The sequence below is a fragment of the Streptomyces guryensis genome (genome assembly GCF_021261325.1).
GTDB classification, from domain to species: Bacteria; Actinomycetota; Actinomycetes; order Streptomycetales; family Streptomycetaceae; genus Streptomyces; species Streptomyces guryensis.
The window spans coordinates 26,008-38,223 of record NZ_JAJSBI010000010.1 but is presented as its reverse complement, the minus strand read 5'-3'; the positions used below and the strand labels follow the sequence as shown (position 1 = coordinate 38,223).

At 69.5% G+C, this 12,216-nt stretch carries 10 protein-coding genes; 7 read left to right on the top strand and 3 right to left on the bottom strand.

All coding sequences use genetic code 11. From position 1 onward, the window contains the following. Positions 1 to 72: 72 nt before the first annotated feature. Complete coding sequence (locus LJ657_RS20760; RefSeq protein ID WP_232650478.1) at positions 73 to 1,266, bottom strand: RtcB family protein; 1,194 nt, start codon at positions 1,264 to 1,266, stop codon at positions 73 to 75. A 205-nt stretch (positions 1,267 to 1,471) separates the two neighbouring features. Between LJ657_RS20760 and LJ657_RS20755 the strand changes: the two genes are divergently transcribed. The 3 genes from LJ657_RS20755 to LJ657_RS20745 all read left to right on the top strand — a co-directional run bounded on the left by LJ657_RS20755 (position 1,472) and on the right by LJ657_RS20745 (position 4,776). After that, positions 1,472 to 2,311: a DUF3558 domain-containing protein gene (locus LJ657_RS20755; RefSeq protein WP_232650244.1), complete on the top strand. Its 840-nt coding sequence runs from the start codon at positions 1,472 to 1,474 to the stop codon at positions 2,309 to 2,311. Between the two features lie 135 nt (positions 2,312 to 2,446). Further along, positions 2,447 to 3,337: a DUF3558 family protein gene (locus LJ657_RS20750; RefSeq protein ID WP_232650242.1), complete on the top strand. Its 891-nt coding sequence runs from the start codon at positions 2,447 to 2,449 to the stop codon at positions 3,335 to 3,337. Positions 3,338 to 3,504: 167 nt separating this feature from the next. Next, positions 3,505 to 4,776: a DUF2637 domain-containing protein gene (locus LJ657_RS20745; protein ID WP_232650241.1), complete on the top strand. Its 1,272-nt coding sequence runs from the start codon at positions 3,505 to 3,507 to the stop codon at positions 4,774 to 4,776. A gap of 88 nt (positions 4,777 to 4,864) precedes the next feature. Here the strand turns inward: LJ657_RS20745 and lysS are convergent, their stop codons facing one another. Next, entirely contained in the window at positions 4,865 to 6,610 is a 1,746-nt protein-coding gene (gene lysS / locus LJ657_RS20740) for a lysine--tRNA ligase (protein ID WP_232650240.1), read from the bottom strand. A 216-nt stretch (positions 6,611 to 6,826) separates the two neighbouring features. On the opposite strand from lysS, the gene argS reads away from it, so the two are divergent. Continuing rightward, positions 6,827 to 8,590 carry an arginine--tRNA ligase gene (argS, locus tag LJ657_RS20735; protein ID WP_232650238.1) on the top strand — a complete coding sequence of 588 codons (1,764 nt, stop codon included), beginning with the start codon at positions 6,827 to 6,829 and terminating at the stop codon, positions 8,588 to 8,590. Between the two features lie 84 nt (positions 8,591 to 8,674). On the opposite strand, the gene LJ657_RS20730 is transcribed toward argS, so the two are convergent. Beyond that, entirely contained in the window at positions 8,675 to 9,115 is a 441-nt protein-coding gene (locus LJ657_RS20730) for a peptidoglycan-binding domain-containing protein (protein WP_232650237.1), read from the bottom strand. Positions 9,116 to 9,415: 300 nt separating this feature from the next. Between LJ657_RS20730 and LJ657_RS20725 the strand changes: the two genes are divergently transcribed. The 3 genes from LJ657_RS20725 to LJ657_RS20715 all read left to right on the top strand — a co-directional run bounded on the left by LJ657_RS20725 (position 9,416) and on the right by LJ657_RS20715 (position 12,003). Next, positions 9,416 to 10,207 carry a peptidoglycan-binding protein gene (locus LJ657_RS20725; protein ID WP_232650235.1) on the top strand — a complete coding sequence of 264 codons (792 nt, stop codon included), beginning with the start codon at positions 9,416 to 9,418 and terminating at the stop codon, positions 10,205 to 10,207. Further along, positions 10,204 to 11,028, top strand: a complete 825-nt coding sequence (locus tag LJ657_RS20720; RefSeq protein WP_232650234.1) for a helix-turn-helix domain-containing protein — start codon at positions 10,204 to 10,206, stop codon at positions 11,026 to 11,028. Before LJ657_RS20725 ends, LJ657_RS20720 begins: the two co-directional genes overlap by 4 nt. A 198-nt stretch (positions 11,029 to 11,226) precedes the next feature. After that, the gene (locus tag LJ657_RS20715) at positions 11,227 to 12,003 is read left to right on the top strand and encodes a DUF4253 domain-containing protein (RefSeq protein WP_232650232.1); all 777 of its coding nucleotides are present in this window, start codon (positions 11,227 to 11,229) and stop codon (positions 12,001 to 12,003) included. The last annotated feature ends 213 nt before the right edge of the window (positions 12,004 to 12,216 follow it).

The following is a 12,216-nucleotide window of genomic DNA, read 5'->3' as shown; positions in this document are numbered from 1 at the left end:
ACCAGGGCACGAGGAGAACAGTGATCAGAGGGGCCTGGCCACGGCCAGGCCCCTCTGCCACAAGTCCGCAGCTCAGCCCTTCACGCAGACAACCTGCTTCAGCTGCGCCACAACCTCCACAAGGTCCCGCTGCTGATCGATGACCTGCTCGATCGGCTTGTAGGCGCCCGGGATCTCGTCCACGACACCGGAGTCCTTACGGCACTCCACACCCCGCGTCTGCTCCTCCAGGTCCTTCGTCGAGAAGCGGCGCTTGGCCGCGTTGCGGCTCATGCGGCGACCGGCGCCGTGCGAGGCCGAGTTGAAGGACTTCTCGTTCCCCAGACCCTTCACGATGTACGAACCCGTGCCCATGGAGCCGGGGATGATCCCGTACTCGCCAGAGCCCGCGCGAATCGCTCCCTTGCGGGTGACGAGCAGGTCCATGCCCTCGTAGCGCTCACGGCTCACGTAGTTGTGGTGACAGCTCACCTCGGGCTCGAAGGTCACCTTGGCCTTCTTGAACTCCTTGCGGATCACGTCCTTCAGGAGCGCCATCATGATCGACCGGTTGTTCCTGGCGTACTCCTGAGCCCAGTAGAGATCATGTTCATACGCCTTCATCTGCGGGGTGTCCGCGACGAAGACCGCGAGGTCACGGTCGACCAAACCCTGGTTGTGCGGGAGCTGCTGGGCCACGCCGATGTGATGCTCGGCGAGCTCCTTGCCGATATTCCGGGAACCGGAATGGAGCATGAGCCATATTGAACCGGACACATCTACACAAACTTCGCAAAAGTGATTTCCGGATCCAAGCGTACCCATCTGCTTCAGCGCCCTCTCCTCCCGGAACTTCACCGCCTCCGCAACCCCGTCGAACCTCCCCCAAAAGTCATCCCACCCGGCCGTCGCCAGCCCATGGAACCGCCCCGGCTCAACGGGACTGTCATGCATCCCCCGCCCCACCGGAATAGCCTGCTCGATCTTCGACCGAAGCCGAGAAAGATCCCCCGGCAGGTCATTGGCGGTGAGCGACGTCTTGACGGCAGACATCCCGCACCCGATGTCCACCCCCACCGCCGCAGGACACACAGCCCCCTGCATGGCGATGACGGACCCGACCGTCGCGCCCTTCCCGTAGTGCACGTCCGGCATCACGGCCAGGCCCTTGATCCACGGCAGCGTCGCGACATTGCGCAGCTGCTGCAGGGCCACGTCCTCGACCGTCGCCGGGTCGGTCCACATACGGATCGGGACCTTCGCGCCCGGCATTTCCACATATGACATATCGTCCCCATTCCCCCGAAAACATGACAGAAGTCTTAGATCGCAAAACCGGCGCCAAGGTCGTTGAAAAAGGACAACGGACCGGCGTCCACGGCAGTGCGTGCGATAGACATTGTCTCCAGGGGACGCCCCCGCGCGGCAAGCGATTAACCGGCGGGGACACTGAAGCAACGGCCACAGAGCCACCGTCGAGAGGAGCCCGACCGTGCAGCGGAAGGCGTACGTATCCGGCGTCGCCGCGCTCCTCGTGGCGCTGCTGGCAGGCTGCACAAGCGGTTCGGGCGGTGGGGGCGCGGCGGATGACGCGAACCCCGGTGGCGCCGGTACGGCGAGTGTGGTGGCCCAGCCGGGCAAGTACCGCACGCTGCCGGGGCCGTGCACAGCGGTGAGCCATGACACGCTGGACTCGCTGCTGCCCGGCATCCAGCAGATCGCCGACGCGGACCAGCAGGAGAAGGCCTACGAGGGCGAGGCCACGCTCGCTTACGACAACGACCGCAAGGCCGGCTGCCGTTGGAAGGTCGACTCGGCGACGGCGACCGACCGGCTGCTGGTCGACTTCGAGCGTGTCGTCTCCTATGACAACTCGGTGAGCGACGACACCCAGGCGCAGGAGTTGTTCGCGGGGAAGGAGACGGCGGCCGACCTGCCCGAGCCGACGAGTTCGGACAGCGGTTCCGGCTCCGCTTCCAGCCCGAGTGCCGGCTCCAGCCCGAGTGCCGGCAGCAGCGCCGACCCGAGCTCCTCGGCCTCGGCCTCCCCTTCCGGCTCCGAGTCCCCTTCCTCGTCCGCGACCCCGTCCACTCTTCAGCCCCGCACCCTCGACGACCTCGGTGACGAGGCGTTCCTGGACGACGCTCTGAGCGGCTCGGCCTCGACGGCCCGGCAGCGGACGGTGACTGTGGTGTTCCGCACGTCCAACGTCATTGTGACCATCGAGTACGAGGAGCAGCCGGCGACGGTCGGCGCGGTCCCTGACAGCAAGGAAATGCAGGACAGGGCCCGGAAACTGGCTGCGCAGCTGGCGGGCACGCTGGGCGGTTAGCGGCCGTTCGGGCGCCCCGGGCACCTCTTCGTAAAGCTGAAGAAGCGGAAGCACACAGTTTCCTCACCGCGTACGGTGGCTCCTCGGACCCGATCCGCCGACCTCAGGAACCACAGCGTCATGAGTGAAGGAACCATGCAGCGACCAGCAGAGCGAGACCAGCGGAACCAGCGGGAGAAGCGAGCGAAGCGGCCAGTCCGTCTGCTTGCGGGCGCGGTCGCAGTCCCCGTGATGGTGTTCGCCGCCGGCTGCTCCTCGGACTCCGGCTCCGGTGGCGGGGGGAGCAAGGGCGCGAGCGCCGGTGACACGGCGGCGGCGACCGCGAGTACGGCACCGACGGTGCAGGCGGCGGCTTACAAGAAGTTGCCGGACTCGTGTGGGGTGCTGTCGCAGAAGACGCTGACCTCGCTGGTACCGAAGGGCGCCAAGTCCGGCAAGGCGGGCACGTCGGGTGATACGGCGACGCGGGCGAGCTGCTCCTGGAGCAGTCTGGACAACAACGGCGTGAAGGGCTCGCAGTTCCGCTGGCTCAATGTGTCGCTGCTGCGCTTCGAGTCGGATGCCACGCGTGGTGAGGGCGATCAGTTGGCGCACGCCTACTACGAGAAGCAGGTGAAGGACGCCCAGGGGGTTCAGGGCGCGCAGAACCTGAAGTCGGAGCCGGTTGCCGGGACGGGCGCCGAGGCGACGCTGGTGCGCTACGACCTGAAGAAGAAGGAAGGCGCCTTCAAGCAGCAGACGGTGGTGACGCGCGTGGAGAACGTCGTGATCACGCTGGACTACAACGGTGCGGGCCTGGCCGGTGAGAAGACCCCGGACGCGGACGCGCTGGTGAAGGTCGCGGAGGCGGCGGCCAAGGAGGCGGTGGCCTCGGTGACGGCGGCGAACGGCGGTGGCTCGGGCGCGGGCAGTGGTGCGGGCACGGCGAAGCCCTCCCCCTCCGAGTCGGCGTCGAAGTCGGCGTCGCCGTCCGCTTCGAAGTCCGCTTCGGCCTCTCCGTCCTCCTCAGCGTCCAAGAAGAGCTGACTGTCACATCTGGGCCACGCCTGGACGTCAACTCGCAGCTCAGCACCGCTTTTTGAGGGAGCCCGGCCCTCTGGGGGGACCGGGCTCCACCCGTTCCGTTACCTCGTTCGGCGTACACATGTGCCACTCTGTTGCGCGCAACAGCACGCAATGGGAGGGGAGTACGGGTGGCCGCGCCACTGCAGCTGACTCGGATGCACCGGATTCTCATCGGCGTGGTCGTGACCGGCGCCATGATCATCGCCGGCATCGGCTTCGCCGGTTCGTATGCGGCGGTCCGTGAGTTGGCCATCAAGAAGGGTTTCGGGAACTTCGCGTATGTCTTCCCGATAGGCATCGACGCGGGTATCTGTGTCCTGCTGGCCCTGGATCTTCTCCTGACGTGGATCCGCATACCCTTCCCGCTGCTGCGTCAGACGGCGTGGCTGCTGACGGCGGCGACGATCGCGTTCAACGGTGCGGCGGCCTGGCCGGACCCGCTGGGTGTGGGTATGCACGCCGTCATCCCGGTCCTGTTCGTGGTGTCGGTCGAGGCCGCCCGCCACGCCATCGGCCGGATCGCGGACATCACGGCCGACAAGCACATGGAGGGCGTGCGCCTGACGCGCTGGCTGCTCTCCCCGATCCCGACCTTCCTGCTGTGGCGTCGGATGAAGCTGTGGGAGCTGCGCTCCTACGAGCAGGTGATCAAGCTGGAGCAGGAGCGGCTGGTCTACCGGGCCCGGTTGCATTCGCGCTTCGGCCGGGCGTGGCGGCGGAAGGCTCCGGTGGAGTCCCTGATGCCGCTGCGGCTGGCGCGGTACGGCGTTCCGCTGGCGCAGACGGCTCCGGCGGGGCTGGCGGCGGCGGGCATCGAGCCGGCACTGCTGCCTCCGGCGCCCGAGATCGCCGCACCGGTGGAGAGCCGTGCCGCGGTGCCGGCGCCGGTCGCGCGGCCGGTGGAGCGGCTCGACCGTGCTCCCGAGGCGCAGCTGCCGGAGGAGAGTCAGTGGCTGCACGCCCGGCACCCCCAGCAGGTCGAGTACCACGGCGGCTACGACCCCTCGTACGACCCGGAGCAGTACGCCCAGTGGTTCGCGGAGCAGCAGCAGGCCGAGCAGTACCAGCGGGAGCAGTACCCGCCGGAGCAGTTCCCGGAACAGCCGGTGCACGAGGAGCCGTCCCCGGAGGAGACCGGCAGCTTCCCGATCCCGGCAGGCCCGGGTCGCACTCGTGAGCTCGGGGAGGGCGGTGGCCCGCCGGAGCCGGACGAGGACGCGTACTACCAGGTCTTCCGTGAGTCGATAAAGAGCGGGAACGGGGCGCCCACCCCTCGCGGGTTCATCGCGGACGTCGAGGCGACGTACAACGTCGCGCTTCCGCAGCGCGAGGCCGAGCAGATGGTGAACCGCTTCTCCAACCGGCTCAACGCGGAGCTGGCGGAAGAGCACATCGCATAGGCACTTCGCCCTTCACAGGGCATTCGCCCTTCACGGAGCATGAGAAAGCGCCCGGTGCCGCATGGCACCGGGCGCTTTGCTCACGGCGTCACTCTCCGAGCAGGGCGCGTACCCGCTCCTGCCCGACCGCCAGCAGCAGGGTGGGCAGTCGCGGACCGGTGTCGCGGCCCACCAGCAGGTGGTACAGCAGCGCGAAGAACGTCCGCTGGGCGGTCTTGATCTCCGCGGGGAGTTCCTTGGGCGTGGCGTCCGCGGGGAATCCGGCCTGCACCTTCGGCACGCCGTACACGAGATGCGTCAGCCCGTCGAGCGACCAGTGGTCGGCGAGTCCGTCGGCCAGCAGCCGCAGGGACTGCTGGGAGGCCTCGTCGAGGGACTTGAGCAGGTCGGCGTCGGGTTCGTCGCGCACGATGGTCCGCTGGTCGGCGGGGACGTGCGTGTTGATCCAGGCCTCGGCCTTGTCGTAGCGCGGGCGGGCCTCGTCGAGCGAGCCGAGCGGGTGCGCGGGGTCCAGCTCGCTCAGGATCCGCAGCGCCTGGTCCTCGTGTCCGGCGGTGATGTCGGCGACGGACGCCAGCGTCCGGTACGGCAGCGGGCGCGAGGTCTTCGGCAGCTCACCGCCGGCGGTGCGCACCGCACGGGAGTGGGCGGCGACGTCGGCCGGGAGGGCCGAGCCGTCGGTGACCTTGCCGTCGAGCTTGTCCCACTCGTCGTAGAGGCGCTGAATCTCCTGGTCAAAGGCGATCTTGAAGGACTGGTTGGGGCGGCGCCTGGCGTACAGCCAGCGCAGGAGCTGCGGCTCCATGATCTTCAGGGCGTCGCCGGGGGTCGGCACGCCGCCGCGCGAGGACGACATCTTGGCCATGCCGCTGATGCCCACGAAGGCGTACATCGGCCCGATCGGCTGCTTGCCGCCGAAGATCCCGACGATCTGCCCGCCGACCTGGAAGCTCGACCCGGGGGAGGAGTGGTCGACGCCGCTCGGCTCGAAGATCACGCCCTCGTAGGCCCAGCGCATGGGCCAGTCGACCTTCCAGACCAGCTTGCCGCGGTTGAACTCGTTGAGCCGGACGGTCTCGGAGAAGCCGCAGGCGGTGCAGGCGTAGGTCAGCTCGGTCGTCTCGTCGTCGTACGAGGTGACCGTCGTCAGGTCCTTCTCGCAGTTGCCGCAGTAGGGCTTGTACGGGAAGTAGCCGACGGTGCCGGAGGAGCCGTCGTCCTCGCTCGCGGCGCCGGATCCCTCCTCGGCCTCCAGTTCGGCCTCGTCGACGGGCTTCTGCTGCTGCTTCTGCTTGGCCGGGGCCTTCTTGGTGCGGTACTGGTCGAGGATCGCGTCGATGTCGGCGCGGTGCGCGATCGCGTGCAGGACCTGCTCGCGGTACACGCCGGAGGTGTACTGCGCGGTCTGGCTGATGCCGTCGAACTCGACGCCCAGTTCGGCCAGCGACTCGATCATGGCGGCCTTGAAGTGCTCGGCCCAGTTGGGGTGCGCGGACCCCTTCGGGGCGGGCACGGACGTCAGGGGCTTGCCGATGTGCTCGGCCCAGGTCTCGTCGACCCCGGCGACACCGGCCGGCACCTTGCGGTAGCGGTCGTAGTCGTCCCAGGAGATGAGGTGGCGCACCTGGTGTCCGCGGCGCCGGATCTCGTCGGCGACGAGGTGCGGGGTCATGACCTCGCGGAGGTTGCCGAGGTGGATCGGGCCGGAGGGCGACAGACCGGACGCGACGACGACCGGTTTGCCGGGGGCCCGGCGCTCCGACTCCTCGATGACGTCATCCGCGAAACGGGAGACCCAGTCGGCGGTCTCGGTGCTCTGAGCCACGATCGGCACGTCCTTCTTTCTCCGGGCAGCCAGTACGGTCAATCGACTGCGCCCCCAGTCTAGGCGGCGCAGCCGCCACTTTTAGGGGCGCGGGGCTCTGCCCAGATGCGGCTCCGCCGCGGGGCACGACCGGCCCCCACCGACCCGCGGCCAAAAAAACCGCTTCACCCCCCATGGGATACTGACCACGTCTATCAATCCACGAGGAGAACGGCACCCACTCCCATGGCCCCGGTCAAGTCCCTCAGCGGCTCCGTCAACAGGCAACTCGCCGACGCCATCGCCTCCGCCCGTCCGGAAGCCGACGGAGTCGACCCGCTGCTCCGACGTAGCGACCGGGCCGACTTCCAGGCCAACGGCATCCTCGCGCTGGCCAAGAAGGCGAAGGCGAACCCGCGGGAGCTGGCGACGGAGGTCGTCTCCCACATCGTCACCGGTGAGGGGCTGATCAAGGACGTCGAGGTCTCCGGCCCCGGCTTCCTGAACATCACGATCGCGGACCGGGCGATCACCGAGACGCTCGCGGCGCGTGCCGCCGACGGCGACCGGCTCGGTGTGCCGCTGAAGGAGAACGCGGGCATCACGGTCGTCGACTACGCCCAGCCGAACGTGGCGAAGGAGATGCACGTCGGCCATCTGCGCTCGGCGGTCATCGGCGACGCGCTGCGCGGCATGCTCGACTTCACCGGCGAGCAGACGATCGGCCGGCACCACATCGGCGACTGGGGCACCCAGTTCGGCATGCTCATCCAGTACCTGTTCGAGCACCCCGGCGAGCTGGCCCCGGCCGATGACGTCGACGGCGAGCAGGCCATGTCGAACCTGAACCGGGTGTACAAGGCGTCGCGGGCGGTCTTCGACTCGGACGAGGAGTTCAAGGAGCGCGCCCGGAAGAGGGTCGTGGCCCTTCAGTCCGGCGACAAGGAGACCCTGGAACTCTGGCAGCAGTTCGTGGACGAGTCGAAGGTCTACTTCTACTCGGTCTTCGAGAAGCTGGACATGGAGATCCGCGACGAGGAGATCGTCGGCGAGTCCGCGTACAACGACGGCATGCCCGAGACCGCCCGCCTCCTGGAGGAGATGGGCGTCGCGGAGCGTTCCGAGGGTGCGCTCGTCGTCTTCTTCGACGAGATCCGGGGCAAGGACGACAAGCCGGTCCCGCTGATCGTGCAGAAGGCCGACGGCGGCTTCGGCTACGCGGCCTCCGACCTGACCGCGATCCGCAACCGTGTCCTGGACCTGCATGCGTCGACGCTGCTGTACGTGGTGGACGTACGCCAGTCGCTGCACTTCAAGATGGTCTTCGAGACGGCTCGGCGGGCGGGCTGGCTGAAGGACGGCGTCACCGCGCACAACATGGGCTACGGCACGGTGCTGGGCGCGGACGGTAAGCCGTTCAAGACGCGTGAGGGCGAGACCGTACGGCTGGAGGACCTGCTGGACGAGGCGGTGCAGCGGGCCGCCGAGGTGGTCCGGGACAAGGCGCAGGACCTCACCGAGGACGAGATCCAGGAGCGGGCCGCGCAGGTCGGCATCGGTGCGGTGAAGTACGCGGACCTGTCGACGTCGCCGAACCGGGACTACAAGTTCGACCTGGACCAGATGGTGTCGCTGAACGGCGACACGAGCGTGTACCTGCAGTACGCGTACGCCCGTATCCAGTCGATCGTGCGCAAGGCCGGGGAGATCAAGCCGGCCGCGCACCCGGAGCTGGAACTCGCCCCGGCGGAGCGGGCGCTCGGCCTGCACCTGGACGCGTTCGGCGACACGGTCTTCGAGGCGGCCGCGGAGTACGCGCCGCACAAGCTGGCCGCGTATCTGTACCAGCTGGCGTCGCTGTACACGTCGTTCTACGACAAGTGCCCTGTGATCAAGCCGGCTCCGCCGCAGGACGTTGCGGAGAACCGTCTGCTGCTGTGCGACGTGACGGCCCGCACCCTGCACCAGGGCATGGCGCTGCTGGGGATCCGGACGCCCGAGCGGCTCTGAGGCCCGTACCGGCCCACGTACCGCGGCCCGTCCTCTCCATCGGGAGGGCGGGCCGCGGTCGTTCGGGCCAGGACGGCCGGGATGTCAGCTGCCGTTGGCGAACCGCTTGAACGCGGCCCTGGTGCCCGATCCGGCGTCGCCGTCGATCGCGCCGGTGTAGCCCCAGGAGTCCTTCAGCAGGCGCTGCAGTGCCTTGATGGTGTTGGGGCCCGGGTCGCCGTCGATCGTGTCGTTGTAGCCCCAGTACGTCTGCAGGCAGCGCTGGAACGCCTTCCAGCTGTTGGTGCCGAGCTGTCCGTCGATGCCGTCGTTGTAGCCCCAGTAGGTGTGCAGCCAGTTCTGGACGTTCTTGGCCTCCGCGGAGGTCAGGCCGAAGTTGTTCGTCGCCTTGATGGTGACGGTCCGGGCGCTGGTGGCCGACGCGGGCGCGGCGAAGCTGGTGCCCGCGGTGGCCAGGCCGCCGGCGGCGAGTCCGACCACGGCGGCGGCGCTGACGAGTGTCCTGGCCAAGGCGTTCGATCGCATTCGAGTCCCTCTCGGGTCGTGGTGTGCGGTGACGGGACGAGATTGCGGGGCGGGCGGCGAGGGCCGCCACGGTTGCCGCGGAAGTGACGTCCTAGCGGGACGTCCCACCCGCCGACCTGCGGGTACTCGGTCCGCGGCGACGGTGCGGAGGGACGGCTGTCGGCGGGTGGTGGCCGATTGCGTATGGGTGCAGGGCGCAGGTTCCGGTGCGGTCCTGTGGATGCTGGTGCAGAATGCGGCACGGGGTACGGGGGCCACTGACCACGGCCGCTGTTCATGAACGCGTGGGGGGACCACACCATGTCGCGTTGGAAAGCGCTGCCCGCAGAACTCGACCCGCGTGTACGGCAGTTACTGGTGCGCATGCGTCGGCTGAAGGACCACAGCGGGCTGAGCGTGCGCCGGCTGGCGGCGCGGACGGGGTACAGCCCGAAGTCGTGGGAGCGGTATCTGGGCGGCCGTTCGCTGCCGCCGCGGGAGGCCGTGGAGGCGCTGGCCCGGATCGGCGGCGACGACCCGACCCGTCTGCTCGCGCTGCATGAGGTCGCGGTCGAGGCCTGGGGGAACCCGCGCGGCGGAACTGCCGTACCGGAGACGGCCGTCGATGGAACCGCCCTGCCGGAGCCGGAGATCCTGTCGGCGGAGCCGGGCGGCGGGGGCACGCGGTCGTTGTCGTTGCGGGTCGCGCTCGTCGCCGGGGCGGTGGCCCTGGTGCTGGCCGTGTCGTCGGCGGTGCTGGTGGCCATGCGGCTGATGGACCACGGCGGCGGTACGGCACAGGAGAAGACGACGACGGTCACCTTGTCCGCCGGGACGTCGGCACCGTCGTACACCTGCCGTGTGAAGCAGGTCGACGGCGGCTGGTACGCGGGCAACAGCCGTACCCGGAACGCCACGGTGGGGTACGGCGACTCCGGGCCGGCGGTGGCCGAGGTGCAGTGTCTGCTGCGCCGGGCGGGCATCTCGCCGGGCGGTATCGACGGCATGTTCGGCCCGCTGACGCAGGGGGCGGTCAAGGCCTTCCAGAGGCAGGCGCGGCTGGACGTGGACGGTGTCGTCGGCCCGCACACCTGGAAGGCCCTGCGGGGATGACCCCCGAACAGGCCCGACTGGCCGCCGCGCTAAGGGAGTTGAGAGCCCGTACCGGTCTGAGCCTGGCGGCGCTCGCGGCGAAGACGGCGTTCAGCAAGTCGTCCTGGGAGCGCTATCTCAACGGCAGGACGCTGCCGCCGCGCACGGCGGTGCAGGAGCTGTGCCGGCTGGCCGGCGAGCCGGACGGCCGGTGTCTGGCGCTGTGGGAGATGGCGGAGTCTCAGTGGAGCGGGCGGGCGACGCAGGCGGTGCGGACGTCGTCGCCGGTCGCGTCCGCGGCCGCGGATCCCGTGCCCCCTCCGGATCCGGCGGAGACCTCTCAGGGCGGTGGTCACCGGGGTGCGGCAACCGTGGCGGTGATCGCGTCGGTGTGTGCCGTGGCCGTCGGCGGCGTGGCGGTCGCGCTGCTCCTGCTGCCCCGTCAAAGCGCCGAACCCCGGCCGGCCGCCGCGGCCGCTTCCACTCCCGGGCCGCACTGCCGGGCCTCGTCCTGCGAGGGCAGGAACCCGATGGCCATGTTCTGCGCCGCCACACCGGACACCCTCGCCACACGTCACACTGCCACCGGGGCCTGGCTGGAACTGCGCTACAGCAAGGTGTGCGGGACGAGTTGGGCGCGGATGTGGGGCACCCGGGTCGGCGACCGGATCGAGCTGACGGCGGACGGCCGGGTCCGCGGCGCCGAGGTCGGGAACGCCGTCGACGCGGACAACTTCGTCTACACCCCGATGACGGTGACCGGCCCCGGAACCGTCCTCCGCGTCTGCTTCCGGCCGGCGAAGGGCCGTGGGGAGGAGTGCTTCAACTCCGTTTCGCGGTGACGGTGAGGGTGACGGTGAGATCGGGCCCTGTACCACCTGGCGTCCTGTGCACGTCGTTCTATGACAAGTGTCCCGCTGAAGGCCCGAGCAGTTCTGACTCGCGCTCAGGCGGCCTCCCGGGGATCCTGCTGCTCCTCGTCCCCGGGCTCCCCGGGCTCCCCGGAGGCATTGTCAGTGGCTGCGCCTACAGTCACTGGCATGGCGACTCTCCCCAACCCGCTCCCCCGTCTGTCCGCCCTCGACCTGGGCCTCCCGCCCGGTCGGCTGGTCGACGAGACCGACGAGGGGCCCTGGCACGAACCCCTTCTCTGGGTCACGGACGAGCAGCCCGCGCCCGGCGCCTGGGACGCGCTGCAGCGCACCGCGCCGGGGGCCGGTCTGCTTCCCGTGCTCGTCGAGGTCGGCGGTGGCTTCGGGGGGCCGGACGGCTGGGAGCTGGCACCCGGCGAGATGTCGTACCCCGGGGATCACGACCCGGAGGAGGTGCTGGCGGAGTACTGGGAGGAGTGCGCGGCGGACGGCGACGAGTGGCCCGGCCCGGCCGCCGGCCGGCCCGTTGACGCCGACGCGGACCCCGAATCCGTCGCCTCCGCCGTCGTGGACTCCCTCCTCGACGGCGGCGGCCCCCTCAAGGACCCCCGCCTCGCGCTCGTCCCCGCCCGCCGCAGCGCCGACATCCCCGCGGCGATCGGCTGGACGGGCCCGGCGAACCACGAGGGCGACACCGCGCGCCTGTGCTCCGTACTCCGCTCCTGGGAGGAGCGGTTCGGCATACGGGTCGTGGCGCTCGGCTTCGACCAGCTGACGTTGTCCGTCGCCGCCCCGCCCACCACCCTCGCCGAGGCGGAGGCCGTCGCCGCCGAGCACTTCGCGTTCTGCCCGGACAACCTCCTGCAGGGCGCGGACACCACCCTGGCCGCGTACGCCGAGCACCAGCTCCTCAACCAGCCGGCCTGGCACTTCTGGTGGGACTGACGGTCCGCCGCGGCCGGTCCGGTGGTGGGCGCACCGGTCTCGGCCGCGGCGTAGGGGCTGTCTTCAGACGCCGAGAGCGTGGTGCAGGAGGAGAGCCACACCGGTGAGCAGAGCAGCGAGAACCATTTGAGACCTCCGTGTACGAAATGTGACGTTTCTTCCGTTCTCAATAACGTCACATTCCCACCCGCGTTACGGGCCTGATCCAAACAG